The following is an 18,451-nucleotide window of genomic DNA, read 5'->3' as shown; positions in this document are numbered from 1 at the left end:
CTCTGCGCCTCCACCGGCTGCGGATCCGTCGTGGCCACCCCGAGAATCCCCGTCTCCTTCACCCCGTCGCCCGCCCCCTCCGCGACCCCGTCCTCCCCGGCGCTGCGACCCGGACAGCGCCCGCCCCAGTTCGTGGTGTTCTCCTTCGACGGCGCCGGAGCCGACCGGCGCGACTGGTTCCCGGTCTTCCTGAAGGCGGGCCAGGACGCCGGCGCGACGTTCACGTTCTTCCTGTCCGGCGTTTACCTACTTCCGCAGGAACGCCGCCTTGAATACAAGCCCCCGAAGCGCCCGGCCGGCACGTCCGACATCGGTTTCCAGCAGGCCGCCCGGATGCCCGAGCAGATCGCCTACCTGACCGAGGCCCACCGCGCGGGCCACGAGATCGGCACCCACTTCAACGGCCACTTCTGCGGCCCGACCGGCGTCAAGACCTGGACCGCCGCCGACTGGCGCAGCGAGCTCGACCAGTTCTTCGCCATCGCCGGCCCCCACCTGCCGTTCGACCTCAGGAAGGCCGTGCGCGGCGGCCGGACCCCCTGCCTCGAAGGCGACCGCCCGGCCATGTTCAAGGCCTTCAGGGTGTACGGCTTCCGCTACGACGCCAGCGAGGTCGGCACGCTCTCGTGGCCCAGGAAGAAGGCGGGCCTGTGGCGGTTCCCGCTGCCGAGTCTCGTCCACAGCGGCACCGGGAAACAGGTCCTGAGCATGGACTACAACTTCTACGCCCTGCACAGCGGCGCCCGTGACGGACAGCGGGGAATGTGGAGACGCTGGCAGCGCCAGACCGCCGACACCTACGTGAAAACCGTGCGTCGGCAGCTCGCCGGGAACCGGGCGCCGGTCTTCATCGGCAACCACTTCGAGAACTGGAACGGCGGCATCTACATGCGCGCCCTGCTGACCGCGATGGACGAGATCTGCCGCGACGCCGAGGTGCGCTGCGTGTCGTACGCCCAGCTCGCCGACTGGCTGGAGGCCCAGGATGGGCGGACCCTGGCCCGCCTGCAGAGCCTTACCTGAGACTTCCGTGGGGCATCTGTGAGGCGGCGGGCCAGTGGCCGCGAAATATGTGAACACCGGGATCGACACCCCGGAGCGGGCGAAACGAGATCACGTTCCGTAGTCACACCATGACACAGAAAGCCGAGACGAGCCGGGAACGACCCGTCAGATCCACCCCATGTCCTGAGCAGTCCGGATCGCCCCGATCCGGTTGACCGCGCCCAGTTTGGCGATCGCGTTGGACAGGTAGTTGCGGACGGTGCCCTCGCTGAGGTGCAGCGACGCGGCGATCTCGCCGACCGACGCGCCCGAGGCGGCCAGCGCGAGCGCGTCCCGCTCGCGCTCGGTCAGCGGCGACTCCCCGGCCATCATGGCCGAGGCGGCCATCTCGGGGTCGAGGTAACGCCCGCCCGTGTGGACCTTGCGGATCGCCGCGGCGAGCTCCTCCGCGGAGGCGTCCTTCGGGACGAATCCCCGCACTCCCGCCGCCAGCGCACGGCGCAGATAGCCGGGGCGGCCGAAGCTGGTCAGGATCAGCATCGCCTTGCCCGGCAGCGACTCGGCGACGCTCAGGCCGTCGAGACCGGGCATCTCGACGTCGAGCACGATCACGTCGGGGGTGTGCTCGGCCACGGCGGCGGCCACCAGATCGCCCCGCGCGACCTGGGCCACGACGGAGATGTCGGGCTCCAGGCCGAGCAGGGTGGCGATGGCCTGCCGGATGAGATGCTCGTCGTCGGCCAGCAGGACTCTGATCACGACCGGGCCGCCAAGACCGGCTTCACGGCCGAGGGCGCCGACGCGCGGAGCAGGAACCCGCCCTTACCGTCGGGCTCGGCCGTCAGGGTGCCGCCGACGGCGTCGAGCCGTTCGGTCAGCCCGGCCAGGCCGCTGCCCTCGCCGTCTTTGAGCGCGTCCTTGCGGACCCCGTTGTTGCGCACCTCGAGGATCGTCTCCCCCGGCGTGAGCCGCAGGGTGATGTCGCAGGTGGTGGCGGTGCTGTGGCGCAGCACGTTGGTGACGGCCTCGCGGACCACCCACGCGAACACCGGCGCGGTGTCGCCGGGGGCCTCGCGGTAGGGCAACTTGAGAGTGCAGGTGATCCCGGCCGCCTCCAGCACCCCGCGCACACTGGCGAGCTCGGCGGTCAGGTCGAGCTCGCGGTAGCCCTTGACCGCCTCGCGCAGCTCGCGCAGGGCGGTGCGGGCCAGGCCGCGCACCTCGGCCATCTCGTCGCCCGCCGCGCCCTCACCGGCGAGCCGGACGGCCAGTTCGCTCTTGACCGCGATGGCCGAGAGCTGGTGGCCGACCAGGTCGTGCAGGTCGCGGGCGAACCGGAGCCGCTCCTCGGCGACCGCGAGCCGCGACTGCGCCTCGCGCCCCTCGTGGGCCTCCTCGGCGATCCGCCACATCCACACCCACAGCCGGTTGGTCCACGGCAGGAACGAGCACATGAGCGCGGCGTAGAGGCTGGCCCCCACGATGACGCCGACGACGGTGGCCGTGTCGGCCCCGGGCATGGTCTCGATCAGGACCCAGGCGCTCAGCGGCGCCATCACCAGGAAGGTGCCGATCGCCTGGAAGATGGCGGTGCGCCGCCGCACCCCCACCACCGCGATCGACAGCCAGGCGTAGGAGGTGAAGCTCCACCAGGCCGTGGGGCCCCCGCTCATGACGGCCACCGTGACCGCGATGACGCCCATGGTGACGATCTCGGCCCTGGGGTACCGCCGTTCGAGGATGGCCCGGGTGCACCGGAGGAACAGCAGGCTGAAGACGGCGACCAAGACCAGCTCGGGGACGATCCGCCACGTGACGAGCGCCTCCGGCCCCTTCTCGGCGATCAGCCCGATGACGGCGAAGAGCCAGACCAGCCCAAGCGTGGTGTTGAGCGTGAACCGGACCACCCGCCGGGCTCTTTTGATCCCTTTGTCCATCATCGCCTGCCCATCCTAGGTGGTCACTTCGTGCGCAGAACCTCGGTGATCTTCAACCGCTTTCCGGTACGCAGCACCGCCCGCTCGTACACGAGCCCGCCCACCCGCAGGATCCCCGCCACCGCGAGCACCATCAAGCCACCCGACAGCAGCACCTCCCAGATCGGCACCTCGGTGGCGGCCATCCGGACGGGCATGATCATCGAGGAGAACGGCGGCACGAACGCCAGGATGTGCGCCACCGGATTGTCGGGATTGTCGGTGCCGAAGAACGACACGAAGTAGGACGCCATGATCAGCATGATCAGCGGGTTCACCGCGCTGTTCATGTCCTCCTGACGCGACACCAGCGACGCGAGCGCCCCGGCGAGCACGGCGAAGAAGGAGTATCCGAGGATCCACCAGACGACCGAGCTGAGCACGACGCCCGCGATCCCGGGCGGGAAGTCGGCGGCGAACCCGGACAGGTACGCCCCGCCGAGTCCGGCGGCCATCAGCGCCACGAGGTTGATGAACCCGATGACGCCGAGCCCGAGGACCTTGCCGCCGAGCAGCTGCCACGGCCGGATCGAGATGAGCAGGATCTCGACGATCCGGCTGCTCTTCTCCTCGACCACCCCCATGGCGACCATCATCACGCTACCGATGATCATGAAGAACAGCAGGAACACGATCACGGTGGCGATGGTCCGCCGCGGCCCCTCGTAACGCGTGTCGGCGCCGACCGACTGCATCTCCAGCGGCGTCAGCGTCACTCCGGACGCGCCGATCTGCGCCTCCCGGTTCGCGCTCTGGAGCATCAGCCCGAGCTCATCATCGATCTCGCCGTCGGTCAGCACCCGCGTCCCGCCGACGACCGCCGCGTCGACGTCGCCGTCGCGCACCGCCGTGGTGGCGGCCTGCTCGTCGGGGAAGGTCTTCCAGGTCACCTTCGCGTCGGGGGCCAGGGCCTGGACGGGCAGCTCCTGCCCGCCCACGATCCCCAGGTTGTACTCGTCGGGCCCGCCGAACAGCTTCGGCGCGAACGACAGCGCCCCGACCAGCACCACCGAGACGATCAGGCCGATCACGAAGGCCCTGGTCCTGATCTGGGTGCTGATCTCCCGCTTCGCCACCAGCCACAGACCGCTCATGCCACTGCCTCCCTGAAGATCTCGACCAGCGTGGGGCGCTCGACCCCGAAGAACTCGACCTGCCCGGCCTCCACGGCCTTCTTCAGCACGGACTGGTCGTCGCCCCCGGCGACCGTCAGCACGTCGCGGTCGCCGTCCTTGACGAGGTCGCCGGGCAGCCCGTCGGCCCAGCCCGGCTTGGCGTCCCTGACGACGACCCGCAGCCGCCGCGCCTCCGCGTCGCGCAGTTCGTCGACGGTGCCGCTGGCCACCATGCGCCCGGCCGACACGATCCCGACCGCGTCGCAGAGCCGCTCGACCAGGTCGAGCTGGTGGCTGGAGAAGATGACCGGCACGCCCCCGCGCGCCCGCTCGTGGAGCACCTCGGCCAGCGCGTCGACCGCGATCGGGTCGAGCCCCGAGAACGGCTCGTCGAGGATGAGCAGCTCAGGGTCGTGGATGAGCGCCACCGCGAGCTGCACACGCTGCTGGTTGCCCAGCGACAGCGACTCGACGGTGTCGTTGATCCGCACGGTCAGCCCGAGCCGCTCCAGCAGCGTGTCGCGGGCCTTCACGACCGCCACGGTGTCCATCCCGTGGAGACGGCCGAAGTAGTCGATCTGCTCGCCGACCCGCATCTTCTGGTAGAGCCCGCGCTCCTCCGGCATGTAGCCGAAGGTCCGCCGCTCGGCGAACGTCAGCGGGCGCCCGTTCCAGAGGACCTCGCCCTCGTCGGCGGTCAGTACCTTCATGACGATCCGCATCGTCGTCGTCTTGCCGGCACCGTTGGCCCCCACGAAGCCGAACATCTGCCCGGCCGGGACCGCGAAGCTCACCCCGTCGAGGGCGACCTTGCCGGCCCCGAATGTCTTCCGCAAACCCCTGATCTCCAACATGACACCATCTTGTCTTTACCGGGACGTGGTGCGTAGACACGGAAATCAGCGGCTTGCGGGGGATTCGTCAGGCGATCCGTATGACATTTGGCACATGACTACGCTGGGCCGCATGACGCGCGACAACGATCAGCCGGTGGTGCTCTCGAAGATCTACACCAAGACCGGAGACGACGGCACGACCGCTCTGGGCGACATGACCCGCACCACCAAGACCGACCCGCGCCTGGCCGCCTACGCCGACGTCGAGGAGGCCAACGCGGCGATCGGCGTCGCCCTGGCGATGGGGAACCTGCCGGAGGAGATCGGCGCGGTGCTGCTGCGCGTCCAGAACGAGATGTTCGACGTGGGCGCCGACCTGTGCACCCCGGTCGTGGAGAACCCCGAGTTCCCGCCGCTGCGCGTCGAGGCGTCGTACGTGGAGTGGCTGGAGTCGCGGTGCGACGAGTTCAACTCCCGGCTGAAGCCGCTGCGCTCGTTCATCCTGCCGGGGGGTTCGCCCGGCACGGCGCTGCTCCACGTGGCCCGGACGGTCATCCGGCGCGCCGAACGGTCGACGTGGGCGGCACTGGAGGCCCACGACGACGTGAACCCGCTGACGGCGACCTATCTCAACCGCCTGAGCGACCTGCTGTTCATCCTGTGCCGCATCTCCTCGGACGGCAACGAGATCATGTGGAAGCCCGGCGGCACCCGCTGATGCTCGCCAGATACCGCATCGGCAACCTCTTAGCCGTCGGCATCGCCGCCGGTGTCGTGGCCTGGGGCGCGGTCGGCGTCTGGACCGCCGCCACGGTCGGCAACTATCCGTGGAACCAGTGGATCCCGTTCACCAACGGCCTCAGCAAGGGCGTGTTCCTCGGCCTGATGGCGGCCTTCGCCGCCGTCATCCCGATCGCCCGGGGGTCGCGGCTCTGGCTCGTCTTCGCCGCAGCGTTCGCCGGAGGCGGCTATTACGGTACCTACCGGGATCTCCATGGCCCGCCGTCGCCGATCCTCTACTTCGAAGACCCGATGCCGGACGCCGAGTGGTTCGGCACGACCCAGCTCGTCCACTGGGCCACCAAGGAGGCCCCGCCCGCCCTGCTGTGTGCGGCGGCGATCACCCTGTTCGCGGCTTTCGCCCACCGGAGCGCGCACGCCGTCGTGGCCGGTGTGCTCCTCGTCGCCGTCGGCTTCGTTCTGCTGGGCGTGCCCGACCTCTGCGCGCGCCTCGCCCCGGACGTCCAGGGCAACGGACAGCACGTCAACGCGGGCGCCTGGGCCATCATCCGCTGCTGGGCCATCGGGCTGCCAGTGCTCGCGGCCGGGGTGAAGAGGCTGAGGTCGGCCTTCTCGCGCCGGTCAGGCGCCGACGAGCTCGCGGACGGCGAGGGTCGGCGAACCGGCCTCGCCGACGAGCAGAGCCGAACCTGACACCCAGGAACGACGCCGTTCCCTGTCACATCGGCCATTCGACGTAGGGGTACAGAACATCGAACGAGCATGAGGAGAGACCCGAGATGCGCTACCTGCTGACGAGCCTGGCCGACGAGAACACCCCCGCCCCCGACGAGAGGCTGTTCGCCGAGATGGGCGCCTTCATCGAGGAGATGAGCGCCAAGGGCATCCTGCTGGCCACCGGCGGGCTGGAGCCGGGCGGCGTCCGGATGACCTCTAGCGGCTCCGAGATCACCGTCACCGACGGGCCGTTCGCCGAGGCCAAGGAGGTCGCCGTCGGCTTCGCGCTGATCGAGGTGACCTCCGGCGACGAGATGCTGGAGCTGGCCCGCCGCTTCCGCCGGATCGTCGGCGACGGGGTCAGTGAGATCCGCAGAGTCCTGTGATCGACGCCGTCTGGAGACTGGAGTCCGCGAAGATCATCGCGGGGCTGACCCGGCTGGTCCGCGACGTCGGCCTGGCCGAGGAGTTCGCCCAGGACGCCCTGGTCGCCGCGATGGAGCAGTGGCCCTCCGAGGGGGTGCCCGACAATCCCGGCGCCTGGCTGATGTCCGTGGCCAGGCGCCGGGCGGTCGACCACATCCGCCGCGAGCAGCGCCAGGGCGGTCTGGTGCCTCACGACGAGGAACCGCAGGGTGACGACACGCTGCGGCTGATGTTCCTGTCGTGCCATCCGGTGCTGCCGCCCCCGGCGCGGGTCGCGCTCACGCTGAAGCTGCTGGGCGGTCTCACCAACGCCGAGATCGCCCGCGCCTTCCTCACCGGCGAGCAGGTCGTCGCCCGCCGGATCGCCGACGCCAAGCGCACCCTCGCCGAGCACCGGGTGGAGTTCGACCTCCCCCCGACGGCCGACCGGCTCGGCTCGGTCCTGGAGGTCATCTACCTGATCTTCAACGAGGGCTACGCGGCGGCCTCCGGCGACGACCTGATGCGCCCGCGGCTCACGCTGGAGGCGCTGCGCCTGGGCGGCATGCTGGCGGAGGTCGCGCCGCGGTCGGAGGTGCTGGGCCTGCTGGCCCTCATGGAGATCCAGACCTCCCGCGCCGCCGCCCGGACCGGCCCCTCGGGCGAGCCGATCCCGCTGCACGAACAGAACCGGGGCCGCTGGGACCAGCTCCGCATCCGCCGGGGTTTCACCGCGATGCTGCGCGCCCGCGAACTCGGCGGCCCGCCGGGGCCCTATCTCGTCCAGGCCGCCATCGCGGTCTGCCACGCGCAGGCGCGCACCGCCGAGGAGACCGACTGGGCGCAGATCGCCGCCCTCTACGAGATCCTCGTGACGCTGGCGCCGAGCCCGGTCGTGCGGCTCAACCAGGCCGTGGCGCTCGGCATGGCCCACGGCCCGGAGAAGGGCCTCGCGCTGGCCGACGCCCTGACCGGCGATCCGGCCCTCCGCAATTACCACCTGCTCCCGGGCGTCCGCGCCGACCTGCTGCTCCGCCTGGGCCGTCTCGGCGAGGCGCGGCGGGAGTTCCTGCGGGCCGCGAGCCTGGCCGACAACGCAGCGGAACGCGCCTTCCTCGAACGCCGCGCCACCGCGATCGTCCCCGACGACGACGCCGGGCCGCTCTTGGGCGCCGCGGTGACCGCGTTCCTGGCCGGCCTCACGCCGTCGACGGCGCGCTCCTACGGCCAGACCCTGCACCGGCTGTGCCTGTCGCTGGGCGCGGAGACCCCGCTCTCGACGGTGACCGCCGCCGAGGTGAGCAGGGCGGTGACCACCGCCTGGGACCACGTCGCGCCCCGGACCTGGAACCGCCACCTGGCCGCGCTCGGCTCCTTCACCGCCTGGGCCGAACTCCCCGGCCTCACCGGCGACCTGTCCCGCCGCGCCGAACCGCCGTCGGACCGTACCCCGGTCGCGCCACCCGAGCTCCCCGGCCTCGCGCTGCGGGAACGGGTCCTGTGGTCTCTCCTGTACGAATCCAGCGCGCCCATCGCCACAGTGCTCGCCCTGAACGTCGACGACCTCGACCTCGACGACCGGCGGGCCGCGAACGGCGTCACGTGGCGATCGACAACCGCCCGCCTGCTCCCCGGCCTCATCGCCGGACGCACCCACGGCCCGCTGTTCCTGTCCGACCGGCGCCCCGGCCCGGCCCGCACCCCGGCGGCCGGAGACCTGTGCCCGCACACCGGGCGGCGACGGCTGTCCTACGAACGCGCCGAATACCTCTTCAAGCAGACGACCGGCCACACGTTGCGCGACCTGCGCTGACTCAGCGCGCGTCGAGGTGGGCGCTCGGGGGCGCCGACTCCAGCCAGGCCAGGAAACCCGTCAGCGCGTCTTCGCTCATGGCCAGGCTGACCGGGCCCGCCTCGACCATCCAGTGGCCCTGCGGGCCCTCGCCCGCCTCCAGGGGGCGGCGCCGGGAAACGACGAGGCCGCGCCTCGCTATCGCGTGGCGCGGCCTCAATCGGAGTCCGGCGAGAGGAACCCAGTGGAGTTCTCCTCCGGCATAGCGCGCTACTCCGCTCTGCCATTTCCGGGTTCCGGTCCGTACGTAACAGACCACCGTGCCCCGGCGCGAGGCCAGGGCGACGACACGAATGCAGAACAGGGCAGCGAGCAGAGCCAACCCTATGAGTAGCTCCACCGCTGCCCCTCCTTCAAATCTCAGACCTCTTCACCGGCCGCCCGGAGGCGGGCCGTGTTGCGCTTGGCCTCCACCTGGGCGTCCGCGTCGTCCTGGCTCGCTTCGATCGCGGCCTGGGCCCGCTGGAGAGCGTCCTTCGCCGCGGCGACGTCGACCTCGGAACCGAGTTCGGCCGCTTCGGCGAGGATCGACACCTCGTTGGCGGCGACCGAGATGAAGCCGCCGTGTACGGCCGCGACCAGATCATTGTCGCCGCCACGCTTGACGCGAAGCACGCCACCCTCGACGAGGACGCCGATTACGGGTGCGTGATTCGGCATAATACCGATCTCGCCCTCGACGGTCTTGGCAATCACCATGTCGGCTTCGCCAGACCAGATCTCACGCTCCGGTGAGACCACGCCCACCTGCAGCTTTGCCATCTCTTCCCTCCAAGAACACCGGCGCGGCCAGGAGGCCGCGCCGGAGCCGCATGATTAGCGGGTCAGGTCCTTCGCCTTGGCGATGGCCTGCTCGATGCCGCCGACCATGAAGAACGCCTGCTCGGGCAGGTGGTCGTACTCACCGGCGCACAGACCCTTGAAGGAGGCGATGGTCTCGTCGAGCGGGACGAACTCGCCCGGCTGACCGGTGAACGCCTCGGCGGCGTACATCGGGTGGGACAGGAAACGCTCGATGCGGCGGGCCCGCTGAACGGTGACCTTGTCCTCTTCGGAGAGCTCGTCGATGCCGAGGATCGCGATGATGTCCTGCAGTTCCTTGTACTTCTGCAGAATCCGCTTGGTCTCCTGCGCCACCGCGTAGTGCTCCTCGCCGACCACGGTCGGGTCGAGGATGCGGGAGGTGGAGTCGAGCGGGTCGACCGCGGGGTAGATGCCCTTCTCGGAGATCGGACGGGACAGAACCGTCTGAGCGTCGAGGTGGGCGAACGCGTTGTGCGGGGCCGGGTCGGTGATGTCGTCGGCGGGCACGTAGATCGCCTGCATCGAGGTGATCGAGTGACCACGCGTCGAGGTGATGCGCTCCTGGAGCACACCCATCTCGTCGGCCAGCGTCGGCTGGTAACCCACAGCGGAGGGCATACGACCCAGCAGGGTCGAGACCTCGGAACCGGCCTGGGTGAAGCGGAAGATGTTGTCGATGAAGAGCAGCACGTCCTGCTTCTGCACGTCGCGGAAGTACTCCGCCATCGTCAGCGCCGACAGCGCCACGCGCAGACGGGTGCCCGGGGGCTCGTCCATCTGGCCGAAGACGAGGGCGGTGTCCTTGAGAACGCCGGCCTCCTCCATTTCCAGCCAGAGGTCGTTGCCCTCACGGGTGCGCTCGCCGACGCCCGCGAAGCACGAGGTGCCCGAGAACTTCAGCGCGACTCGGCGGATCATCTCCTGGATGAGAACCGTCTTGCCGACGCCCGCGCCGCCGAACAGGCCGATCTTGCCACCCTTGACGTAAGGGGTGAGCAGGTCGATGACCTTGATGCCGGTGGGCAGCATCTCGGTGCGCGACTCGAGCTGGTCGAACGCGGGAGAGGGGCGGTGGATGCCCCACTTCTCGGTGACCTTGATGGACGACGTCGGCACGTCGAGCGACTCGCCGAGGGCGTTCCACACGTGGCCCTTGACGACGTCGCCGACCGGCACCGAGATCGGCGCGCCGGAGTCGGACACCGCCGCGCCGCGGACCAGGCCGTCGGTGGGCTGCATGGAGATGGCGCGGACGAGGTTGTCACCCAGGTGCTGGGCGACCTCCATCGTCAGGGTCTTGGTCTGCGACTCACCGTCGACTTCGAGGGTGACGTCGACATTGAGGGCGTTGTAGATGTCCGGCATCGCCTCGACGGGGAACTCCACGTCGACGACGGGACCGGTGACACGGGCGACACGGCCCACGCCGGTCTCAACAGTCTGTGCGGTCATTTCACTCTTTCCCCGCGGCGGAGTCGGCGAGCGCGTTCGCGCCACCGACGATCTCGCTGATTTCCTGGGTGATCTCCGCCTGACGAACCTGGTTCATCTTCTGGGTGAAAACCCGGATGAGCTCGTTGGCGTTGTCGGTCGCGGACTTCATGGCGCGGCGCCGGCTGGCCTCTTCCGAGGCGGCCGACTGCAGCAGCGCGGAGAAGATGCGCGACTCCACGTAGCGCGGCAGCAGCGAGTCGAGCACGGCACCGGCCGAGGGCTCGAACTCGAAGTAGGGCAGCGGGCCGTCCTTGGGCGCCTCGGTCGTCTCGACGACCTCCAGCGGCAGGATGCGGTTCACCACCACGTTCTGCGTCAGCATCGAGACGAACTCGGTCGAGACGATGTGGATCTCGTCGATCCCGTCTTCGGCCCTGAACGACTCGATCAGCGCGTCGGCGATGTCCTTGGCGTCCTGGTAGGAGGGACGACGGGAGAAGCCCACCCACTGGCCGCCCATCTCGCGATGGCGGAACGCGTGCCAGCCCACGCCCTTGCGTCCGGAGACGAAGGGCGTGACCTCGATGCCGCGCGATTCCAGCAGGCCGCGCAGGGCCTCGGCCTCGCGCAGCAGGTTGGCGTTGAAGCCGCCGCAGAACCCGCTGTCACTGGTGATGATCAGCACGCCGGCGCGAGCCGGGTTCTCCTTGGCCACCGTGAGCGGGTGGTCGACGGAGGACGTGTTGCTGACGACACCGGTGACCGCGCGGGTGATCTCACGCTCGTAGGGCACCGCGGCCTGCATGCGCTGCTGGGCCTTGACGATGCGCGACGAGGCGATGAGCTCCTGCGCGCGGGTGATCTTCGCCGTGGACTTGACCGACTTGATCCGCCGCCGCAGCAGTCTGAGCTGGGCGCCCATCGGCTACTTCGCCTCCGGCTTCCGCACGTGCTTGACGATCTTCTCCTGGCCGACCTCGTCGGCACCGAGCGGGGCCACCGGCTCGTCCTTGACCAGCAGGTCACCGGACGAGGTGGTGAAGCCCTTCTTGAACTCGGTGATCGAGTCCTTCAGCACGGTGACGGTGTCGTCGGACAGCTCGCCGCTCTCGCGGATGCCGTCGAAGACGCCCTTCTGGGTGCTGCTGACGTAGTCGAGGAACTCCGCCTCGAAGCGGCGGATGTCTTCCAGGGGAACCTCGTCGAGCTCACCGGAGGTACCGGCCCACACCGAGACGACCTGCTTCTCGGCCGGGAACGGCGAGAACTGCGGCTGCTTGAGCAGCTCGACGAGGCGGGCGCCACGCTCCAGCTGCGCGCGGGAGGCCGCGTCGAGGTCGGACGCGAAGGCGGCGAACGCCTCCAGGTCGCGGTACTGCGACAGGGACAGACGGAGGGTACCGGCGACCTTGCGCATGGCCTTGATCTGGGCCGAGCCACCGACTCGGGAGACCGAGACACCGACGTTGATCGCCGGACGGACACCGGCGTTGAACAGGTCGGTCTCCAGGAAGCACTGACCGTCGGTGATGGAGATGACGTTGGTCGGGATGAACGCCGAGACGTCGTTGCCCTTGGTCTCGATGATCGGCAGACCCGTCATCGAGCCGCCGCCCATGTCGGCCGAGAGCTTCGCACAACGCTCGAGCAGACGCGAGTGCAAGTAGAAGACATCACCGGGGAACGCCTCACGGCCCGGCGGACGGCGCAGCAGCAGCGACACGGCGCGGTAGGCGTCGGCCTGCTTGGTCAGGTCGTCGAAGATGATGAGAACGTGCTTGCCCTGGTACATCCAGTGCTGGCCGATGGCCGAACCGGTGTAGGGGGCGAGGTACTTGAAGCCCGCGGCGTCGGACGCCGGAGCGGCCACGATGGTGGTGTACTCCATCGCGCCGGCCTCTTCGAGGCGGCCCTTCACCTGGGCGATCGTCGAGCCCTTCTGGCCGACGGCGACGTAGACGCAGAGAACCTGCTTGTCGGGGTCGCCGGAGAGCCAGTTCTCCTTCTGGTTGAGGATCGTGTCGACCGCGATGGCCGTCTTGCCGGTGCCACGGTCGCCGATGATCAGCTGTCGCTGGCCACGGCCGATCGGGGTCATGGCGTCGATCGCCTTGAGGCCGGTCTGCAGCGGCTGCTTCACGGGCTGCCGCTGAACGACCGACGGCGCCTGGGTCTCGAGGGCGCGACGGCCCTCGGCCTCGATGGCGCCCTTTCCGTCGAGCGGGTTGCCCAGCGGGTCGACGACACGGCCCAAGAAGCCGTTGCCGACCGGGACGGAGAGGACCTGGCCGGTGCGACGCACCTGCTGGCCCTCTTCCACCTTGCTGAAGTCACCCAGAATAACGACACCGATCTCCCGGACATCCAGGTTCAGTGCCAGGCCACGCGTGCCGTCCTCGAACTCGAGCAGCTCGTTCGCCATCGTCGAGGGAAGGCCGGAGACATGGGCGATACCGTCGCCACAGTCGACGACGGTCCCGATCTCCTCACGTGCCGCGCCTTCCGGCTCGTACGCCTGGACGAAGCGCTCAAGGGCGTCCCGGATCTCGTCCGGCCGGATCGTCAGCTCCGCCATCTCTTCCTGTCTCCCTATTCGCCTAGCCGGCCAACCGGCGGCGGACTTCTTCAATACGTGCGGCGATGGTGGTGTCGATGATCTCGTCCCCGATCTTGATCGAGAACCCACCGAGTACCTTGGGGTCCACCTCGACATTCAGGTGGACGTCACGGCCGTAGGTGGCCCGCAGCCAGGTGGCCAGGCGCTGCTTCTGCGCGTCGGACAGCAGCACCGCGCTGGTGACGACCGCCACCAGACGCTGCCGCTGCAGAGCGACGAGACGGCCGAACTCCTCCAGGCCTCTTTCCAGGCTACGTCCGCGCGGGTGTGCGGCGACCTGGGAGACGAGACGGAGAGTGGTCGGCGCGACCTTGGCGCCGAGCAGGTCGGACAGCAGCGACTCCTTGCCGGTCGCGGCCGGGTCGGCCAGCGCACGGCGCAGGTCGGGGTTGGCCGCGAGGATGCGGCCGAAGCGGAACAGCTCGTCTTCGACGTCGTCGAGACGGCCGGCCCCCTCCGCCTCGCTCGCGGCCGCGATCACACCGAGCCGCTCGACGGCGTCGGACAGGTCGCCGGCGCGAGACCACTTGGCCTCGACCACGGCGACCGTCGTCTCCAGCGCGGCCGCCGAGACCTTGCCCTGCAGGAGGGCGCGGATGGTCTGCGCCTTCTGCTCGGCCGGTCGCGACGGGTCGGACAGCGAGCGGCGCAGACCGGGCTCCCGGTCGAACAGCGAGGCCACCGCGAAGAGCTCGTCGGCCAGCGTGCCCAGGTCGGCCGACCCGGCCACGCTGTTGAAACGCTCCTCGACCTCGACCAGAGAGGTCCTGCTCATGCCACGCATCAGCGGACCGCCGTGCCGGAGCCCTCGAGCTCCTCGAGGAACCGGTCGACGACGCGACGCTGGCGCGCCTCGTCTTCGAGCGACTCGCCGACGATGCGGCCGGCGAGGTCGGTCGACAGGCGGCCGATCTCGGCGCGCAGCTGCGCGAGCGCCTGCGCCTTGTCGGCCTCGATCTGGGCGTGGGCGGCCTCGACGATGCGCCGGGCCTCGGCCTGGGCCTCCTCGCGGAGTTCGGCCTTGATCTGCGCGCCCTGCTCACGGGCTTCCTCCCGGAGGCGGGCTGCCTCCTGGCGGGCTTCGCTGAGCTGGTCGCGGTACTGCTGGAGTGTTGCCTGAGCCTCGGCCTGGGCGTCCTCCGCCTTCTGGATGCCGCCTTCGATGGCCTCGGTGCGCTCGGCCAGCGTCTTCTGAATGCGCGGGGTGAGGATCTTACCTACGACGATGAAGACGAGCAGGAACGCGAGACCACCGATGACCAGCTCGTAGGTGTGCGGCATCAGCGGATTGTTCGATTCCGCCGCCAGCACCGTAGCTGCCAGAGTCATGGGCGCAGCCTTCCGTCAGTTGGGTTGACTCGTCAGCCGTAGATGAACGGCGCGACAAGACCGATCAGGGCGAGGGCCTCGGTCAGAACGAAGCCGAGGAGCATGTTCTGGCGGATGAGGCCGTAGGCCTCGGGCTGGCGGGCGATGGCCTGCACACCCTGGCCGAAGATGATGCCCACGCCGACGCCGGGGCCGATCGCCGCGAGGCCGTAACCGATCGCGCCGATGTTGCCGGAGACTTCAGCGAGAACGCTCATTGCGGTTTCCTTTACTGGTCGGCCGATGAGCTTCCTTACTCACCGGTCTGGTCACGTCAGTGGTGGTTCAGTGGTCCGCGTGCAGCGAGCCGCCGATGTACATCGCGGCCAGCATCGTGAAGAGGAATGCCTGCAGGAACTGGATGAAGATCTCGAAGCCGGTCATGATCGTCGTCATGACGAACCCGACCAGGCCGAGCGGCGCACCAAGCGGGGTGAGCTGCTCGAAGAGGAAGTGGAAGCCGACGCTCGCGAAGAAGGCCAGGATGAGGTGGCCGGCGAACATGTTCGCGAACAGTCGGACCGCGTGGGTGAACGGCGCGAGAACGAGGTTCGAAATCAGCTCCAGCGGCGCCATCAGCACGTAGACGGCCTTCGGCAGACCAGGCGGGAACATCATGTTCTTGAAGTAGCCGATCCCGCCCTGGTGCTTGATGCCCAGGTAGATCTTGATGACGTAGATCGTCACCGCGAAGATGATCGGGAAGGCGATGTGGGAGTTCACCGGGATCTGCAGGAACGGGATCACACCGAAGAAGTTCCACAGCAGGATCAGCATGAAGATCGAGAGCAGCAGCGGCATCCAGCGCTCGGCGTCCTTGCCCAGGAACGGGCGAGCGCACTGGTCACGGACGAACGTGTAGCCGTATTCGCCGATGTTCTGAACGCCGCGCGGGACCAGCTTCGGCTTGGCGAAAGCGGTCCAGGCGAACACGCAGACGATCAGGGCCCCGATGACCGCCAAGACGGTGGGCTTGTTAAGCCATTCGGGCGCCCCGGCGTAAAGCGGAGGGAAATTGAAGATGTCCGGCCCGGGAGCCTGGAATTCTCCATCAGCGGCGAGGAGCGTCAGCGTAGTCACGCGGCGTTCCCTTCAACGTCGTGGACCATCATTGGAAGAATCAGAGCTTGTGCGGGCGCGTTCAGCGGCCGTGCTTGAGGTAGACCAGCCAGCAGGCCAGCCCTACCCCGATAACCACACCTATGGGGATGAACGCGTGCACGCCCGTCCAATGGCTCAGCAACCAGCCGAGACCACCCCAAAGCAGCATTCCCGATAGCAGATAGCTCGGTACTGACCAGGCGGCGTCGGCGAAGTCGCGGCCGTCGTCCTCGGGCCTGCGCTGCTTCTCGCTCATCGCGGGCACGACGATAGCAGGCAGCGCAAGGACTAGTCATATCGGACCCCATCAGTTCCCCTGACCGGGAACTTTGGAGTCTGGTTCGACGTACAGGAGCTTCAGCTTCATGAAGCCCCGCATCTCGCCGAACGTCCACACGACGGTGAGGACGATCACACTCCAGGCGAATGCTTTGGGGTTGAAGACGGTAGTCGTCTCGAATGCCCTAAGAGTGATCATGATAGCGATCACCTTGACGACATAGCTCAAAACGGCCGCCGCGAACATGATCGTCGGAGAGATCCGGCCGGCCCAGGTGACCACGAGCAGCCCGACCGTGAAGAAGACGGCCACCAGCGCCAGCCCGATGACGGAGCCGAGGGCACCCTCGAATCCGGCGAGGACCGCCGCGACGATGGCGGCGATCAGCCCGACCGCCACCGTTGGCACGGCGGCGCCCTTGAGAACGCGCACGTCGTTGGCCTGCATGACGACTCCAGAACATGTTGTCAACCGAGCGTTTGCTTCGCCCAGGCTACGGGTTGCTGTTAGTGAAAGCTATCACAAGCTCCGCGTCACGGGCTTTACCTGGCTTTTCGCGGCGAATTCACCCAGTTGTCGCACGAGGCTTGCTCGCCGACGGCTCGTCCGCACGGTCGGCGGCGTGTGCGCCCTTACGCCCCTTGGGCCTCGACAGCACCAGCAGCACCGCGATCGCCACCACGCTGATCAGCGGGAACAGGATGAGCGGAACCCCTTCGAGGGACAGGCCCACGATCGTGAACGCGAAGATGAACGTCCACGCGTACATGATCAGGACGCTCCGCCGATGGGAGTGGCCGATGTCGAGCAGCCGGTGGTGCAGGTGCCCCCGGTCGGGCGAGAAGGGCGACAGCCCTTCGGAGGTCCGCCGGATCACCGCCATGATCAGGTCGGTGAGCGGCAGCACGACCACCGCCAGCGGCAGCAGTGGTAGAACCAGCGCGAACCGGTTGACGTCGAGCGCCGTCGTCGGCACCGACGAGGTGATGGTCACCAGCGAGGTGGCCAGGACCAGCCCGATCAGCATCGAGCCGGTGTCACCCATGAAGATCTTCGCCGGGTTGAAGTTGTGGGGCAGGAAGCCCAGGCACATGCCGACCAGCAGGGCCGCGACCACGGCGGTCAGGTTGATGCGGGTCTGCTGCTGGTCCTGCGAGAGGACCATGGAGTAGACCAATGTGGCCATGGCCGCGATGCCGACGATGCCGGCCGCCAGGCCGTCGAGCCCGTCGACGAAGTTGACCGCGTTGATGGCGACCACGACGACCAGGATCGTCATCACGGCCTGGAGGTTCGAGTCGAGGAAGACGTTGCCGCCCATGCTCTCGGGCAGCGGCAGCGACCGGAGCGACACCCCGTAGTAGACCAGCAGGCCACCGGCGGCGACCTGGCCGCCCAGCTTGACCAGGGCGTCCATGCCCAGCCAGTCGTCGAGGAAGCCGGTCACCACGATCAGCCCACCGGCGGCGAGCAGCGCGCTCGTGGTCTGACCCGACTGTTCGAGCGACAGCGCGGAACCGACCCATGGCAGGTGGGAGGCCGCCAGCAGCCCGGCGGCCATGCCGCCGAACATGGCCAGGCCACCCAGCCGGGGCGTCGGCACCTTGTGCACGTCGCGCTCCCTGACCTCGGGAGCGGCGCCGATGCGCAGCGCGAAGGCCCGGACCGGAGGCACCAGCAGGTAGGTGACAACGGCCGTGACGAGGCCCACGAAGAAGTATTCGCGCACGGCACCAGTTTCCCGGATCAACGGACCAGTCGAGACGGGTCCGACGCTAGCGCAGGTTTACGGGTAGAAGTGCGGCGCTTTACGAGTATGCGTGCGGTGCGCCCGAATTGCTCGGCACCCACCGGGGGGTGTCCGCGGCCTCGTCACTGATCGCCGTCAGCACCGCCTGCCGGTAGAGCCCGATGCGGGTCCGCCACTCGGAGATCTTCTGGATGTACCGCTCGGCGACGTCGGCCTTCCACGTGTCGGTGCTCCGCGCCATCGTGTACGGCCGGTCGAGCAGCGTCGAGATGTGCTCCATGTCCCTGATGACGGTGTCCCACAGCTTGACCAGCCGCTGGTATTCGGGATTGAACACCCAGGTCGTCGCCTGCCCACCGGGAACGAGCAGGTCGTTCCCGGACGCGGCGGGCGGTGTCTCCCCCAGCTGCATCGGCCGGGGCGCGGGCGGGTCGGCGTAACTCATCGCAT

General features: G+C 68.8%; 22 protein-coding genes. 5 read left to right on the top strand and 17 right to left on the bottom strand.

Annotation, left to right across the window (positions count from 1 at the left end; translation table 11 throughout):
- The first annotated feature begins 30 nt into the window (after positions 1-30).
- Positions 31-1,023 (top strand): polysaccharide deacetylase family protein, encoded by a 993-nt coding sequence (locus tag ACYQ78_RS19250; protein WP_459802233.1) that lies wholly within the window; start codon positions 31-33, stop codon positions 1,021-1,023.
- Between the two features lie 147 nt (positions 1,024-1,170).
- Here ACYQ78_RS19250 and ACYQ78_RS19245 read toward each other — a convergent pair whose 3' ends face one another.
- From ACYQ78_RS19245 to ACYQ78_RS19230, 4 genes are read right to left on the bottom strand one after another with little or no spacing between them, the layout of a single operon-like run.
- The gene (locus ACYQ78_RS19245) at positions 1,171-1,764 is read right to left on the bottom strand and encodes a response regulator (RefSeq protein ID WP_459802232.1); all 594 of its coding nucleotides are present in this window, start codon (positions 1,762-1,764) and stop codon (positions 1,171-1,173) included.
- Positions 1,761-2,942: a sensor histidine kinase gene (locus tag ACYQ78_RS19240; RefSeq protein WP_459802231.1), complete on the bottom strand. Its 1,182-nt coding sequence runs from the start codon at positions 2,940-2,942 to the stop codon at positions 1,761-1,763. Before ACYQ78_RS19240 ends, ACYQ78_RS19245 begins: the two co-directional genes overlap by 4 nt.
- A gap of 23 nt (positions 2,943-2,965) precedes the next feature.
- On the bottom strand, positions 2,966-4,075 hold the full coding sequence (locus tag ACYQ78_RS19235; RefSeq protein WP_459802230.1) for an ABC transporter permease: 1,110 nt from the start codon (positions 4,073-4,075) through the stop codon (positions 2,966-2,968).
- Positions 4,072-4,932, bottom strand: a complete 861-nt coding sequence (locus ACYQ78_RS19230; RefSeq protein WP_459802229.1) for an ABC transporter ATP-binding protein — start codon at positions 4,930-4,932, stop codon at positions 4,072-4,074. Before ACYQ78_RS19230 ends, ACYQ78_RS19235 begins: the two co-directional genes overlap by 4 nt.
- A gap of 130 nt (positions 4,933-5,062) precedes the next feature.
- On the opposite strand from ACYQ78_RS19230, the gene ACYQ78_RS19225 reads away from it, so the two are divergent.
- From ACYQ78_RS19225 to ACYQ78_RS19210, 4 genes are all read left to right on the top strand, one after another.
- A complete protein-coding gene (locus tag ACYQ78_RS19225; RefSeq protein WP_459802228.1) occupies positions 5,063-5,650 on the top strand; it encodes a cob(I)yrinic acid a,c-diamide adenosyltransferase in 588 nt (195 codons plus the stop codon).
- The gene (locus tag ACYQ78_RS19220) at positions 5,626-6,366 is read left to right on the top strand and encodes a hypothetical protein (protein WP_459802227.1); all 741 of its coding nucleotides are present in this window, start codon (positions 5,626-5,628) and stop codon (positions 6,364-6,366) included. The genes ACYQ78_RS19225 and ACYQ78_RS19220 overlap by 25 nt, the downstream gene beginning before the upstream one ends.
- Positions 6,367-6,452: 86 nt before the next feature.
- Positions 6,453-6,776, top strand: coding sequence for a YciI family protein (locus tag ACYQ78_RS19215; protein WP_459802226.1), 324 nt, complete (start codon positions 6,453-6,455; stop codon positions 6,774-6,776).
- Positions 6,773-8,608, top strand: a complete 1,836-nt coding sequence (locus ACYQ78_RS19210) for a DUF6596 domain-containing protein (RefSeq protein WP_459802225.1) — start codon at positions 6,773-6,775, stop codon at positions 8,606-8,608. Before ACYQ78_RS19215 ends, ACYQ78_RS19210 begins: the two co-directional genes overlap by 4 nt.
- A gap of 1 nt (position 8,609) precedes the next feature.
- On the opposite strand, the gene ACYQ78_RS19205 is transcribed toward ACYQ78_RS19210, so the two are convergent.
- The 13 genes from ACYQ78_RS19205 to ACYQ78_RS19145 all read right to left on the bottom strand — a co-directional run bounded on the left by ACYQ78_RS19205 (position 8,610) and on the right by ACYQ78_RS19145 (position 18,446).
- A complete protein-coding gene (locus tag ACYQ78_RS19205; RefSeq protein ID WP_459802224.1) occupies positions 8,610-8,987 on the bottom strand; it encodes a DUF2550 family protein in 378 nt (125 codons plus the stop codon).
- 20 nt (positions 8,988-9,007) lie between these two features.
- Complete coding sequence (locus ACYQ78_RS19200) at positions 9,008-9,409, bottom strand: F0F1 ATP synthase subunit epsilon (protein ID WP_459802223.1); 402 nt, start codon at positions 9,407-9,409, stop codon at positions 9,008-9,010.
- 54 nt (positions 9,410-9,463) lie between these two features.
- Positions 9,464-10,903 carry a F0F1 ATP synthase subunit beta gene (atpD, locus tag ACYQ78_RS19195; protein ID WP_459802222.1) on the bottom strand — a complete coding sequence of 480 codons (1,440 nt, stop codon included), beginning with the start codon at positions 10,901-10,903 and terminating at the stop codon, positions 9,464-9,466.
- Between the two features lies 1 nt (position 10,904).
- Positions 10,905-11,807 carry a F0F1 ATP synthase subunit gamma gene (locus tag ACYQ78_RS19190; protein ID WP_459802221.1) on the bottom strand — a complete coding sequence of 301 codons (903 nt, stop codon included), beginning with the start codon at positions 11,805-11,807 and terminating at the stop codon, positions 10,905-10,907.
- Between the two features lie 3 nt (positions 11,808-11,810).
- On the bottom strand, positions 11,811-13,460 hold the full coding sequence (atpA, locus tag ACYQ78_RS19185; RefSeq protein ID WP_459802220.1) for a F0F1 ATP synthase subunit alpha: 1,650 nt from the start codon (positions 13,458-13,460) through the stop codon (positions 11,811-11,813).
- Positions 13,461-13,482: 22 nt separating this feature from the next.
- Positions 13,483-14,286: a F0F1 ATP synthase subunit delta gene (locus ACYQ78_RS19180; RefSeq protein WP_459802219.1), complete on the bottom strand. Its 804-nt coding sequence runs from the start codon at positions 14,284-14,286 to the stop codon at positions 13,483-13,485.
- Positions 14,286-14,831 (bottom strand): F0F1 ATP synthase subunit B, encoded by a 546-nt coding sequence (locus tag ACYQ78_RS19175; protein ID WP_459802218.1) that lies wholly within the window; start codon positions 14,829-14,831, stop codon positions 14,286-14,288. Before ACYQ78_RS19175 ends, ACYQ78_RS19180 begins: the two co-directional genes overlap by 1 nt.
- Before the next feature lie 32 nt (positions 14,832-14,863).
- Positions 14,864-15,088 carry an ATP synthase F0 subunit C gene (gene atpE, locus ACYQ78_RS19170; protein ID WP_030450998.1) on the bottom strand — a complete coding sequence of 75 codons (225 nt, stop codon included), beginning with the start codon at positions 15,086-15,088 and terminating at the stop codon, positions 14,864-14,866.
- A 67-nt stretch (positions 15,089-15,155) separates the two neighbouring features.
- On the bottom strand, positions 15,156-15,950 hold the full coding sequence (atpB, locus tag ACYQ78_RS19165; RefSeq protein WP_459802217.1) for a F0F1 ATP synthase subunit A: 795 nt from the start codon (positions 15,948-15,950) through the stop codon (positions 15,156-15,158).
- Positions 15,951-16,011: 61 nt separating this feature from the next.
- Entirely contained in the window at positions 16,012-16,227 is a 216-nt protein-coding gene (locus ACYQ78_RS19160; protein WP_051759411.1) for a hypothetical protein, read from the bottom strand.
- Between the two features lie 51 nt (positions 16,228-16,278).
- On the bottom strand, positions 16,279-16,698 hold the full coding sequence (locus ACYQ78_RS19155) for a hypothetical protein (protein WP_459802216.1): 420 nt from the start codon (positions 16,696-16,698) through the stop codon (positions 16,279-16,281).
- Between the two features lie 118 nt (positions 16,699-16,816).
- Positions 16,817-17,980, bottom strand: coding sequence for a glycosyltransferase family 4 protein (locus ACYQ78_RS19150; RefSeq protein WP_459802215.1), 1,164 nt, complete (start codon positions 17,978-17,980; stop codon positions 16,817-16,819).
- A gap of 79 nt (positions 17,981-18,059) precedes the next feature.
- On the bottom strand, positions 18,060-18,446 hold the full coding sequence (locus ACYQ78_RS19145) for a hypothetical protein (protein ID WP_459802214.1): 387 nt from the start codon (positions 18,444-18,446) through the stop codon (positions 18,060-18,062).
- Positions 18,447-18,451: the final 5 nt, after the last annotated feature.

Source organism: Herbidospora sp. RD11066 (assembly GCF_054661255.1).
The sequence above is the reverse complement of the archived record's forward strand: the minus strand, read 5'-3'. Positions and strand labels throughout refer to the sequence as shown.

Coding starts and splice junctions, on each gene's coding strand:
- ACYQ78_RS19240 (WP_459802231.1), bottom strand. CDS start 2,942: ATGGACAAAGGGATCAAAAGAGCCCGGCGGGTGGTCCGGTTCACGCTC.
- ACYQ78_RS19235 (WP_459802230.1), bottom strand. CDS start 4,075: ATGAGCGGTCTGTGGCTGGTGGCGAAGCGGGAGATCAGCACCCAGATC.
- ACYQ78_RS19225 (WP_459802228.1), top strand. CDS start 5,063: ATGACGCGCGACAACGATCAGCCGGTGGTGCTCTCGAAGATCTACACC.
- ACYQ78_RS19215 (WP_459802226.1), top strand. CDS start 6,453: ATGCGCTACCTGCTGACGAGCCTGGCCGACGAGAACACCCCCGCCCCC.
- ACYQ78_RS19200 (WP_459802223.1), bottom strand. CDS start 9,409: ATGGCAAAGCTGCAGGTGGGCGTGGTCTCACCGGAGCGTGAGATCTGG.
- atpD (WP_459802222.1), bottom strand. CDS start 10,903: ATGACCGCACAGACTGTTGAGACCGGCGTGGGCCGTGTCGCCCGTGTC.
- ACYQ78_RS19190 (WP_459802221.1), bottom strand. CDS start 11,807: ATGGGCGCCCAGCTCAGACTGCTGCGGCGGCGGATCAAGTCGGTCAAG.
- atpA (WP_459802220.1), bottom strand. CDS start 13,460: ATGGCGGAGCTGACGATCCGGCCGGACGAGATCCGGGACGCCCTTGAG.
- ACYQ78_RS19180 (WP_459802219.1), bottom strand. CDS start 14,286: ATGCGTGGCATGAGCAGGACCTCTCTGGTCGAGGTCGAGGAGCGTTTC.
- ACYQ78_RS19175 (WP_459802218.1), bottom strand. CDS start 14,831: ATGACTCTGGCAGCTACGGTGCTGGCGGCGGAATCGAACAATCCGCTG.
- atpE (WP_030450998.1), bottom strand. CDS start 15,088: ATGAGCGTTCTCGCTGAAGTCTCCGGCAACATCGGCGCGATCGGTTAC.
- ACYQ78_RS19160 (WP_051759411.1), bottom strand. CDS start 16,227: ATGAGCGAGAAGCAGCGCAGGCCCGAGGACGACGGCCGCGACTTCGCC.
- ACYQ78_RS19155 (WP_459802216.1), bottom strand. CDS start 16,698: ATGCAGGCCAACGACGTGCGCGTTCTCAAGGGCGCCGCCGTGCCAACG.
- ACYQ78_RS19145 (WP_459802214.1), bottom strand. CDS start 18,446: ATGAGTTACGCCGACCCGCCCGCGCCCCGGCCGATGCAGCTGGGGGAG.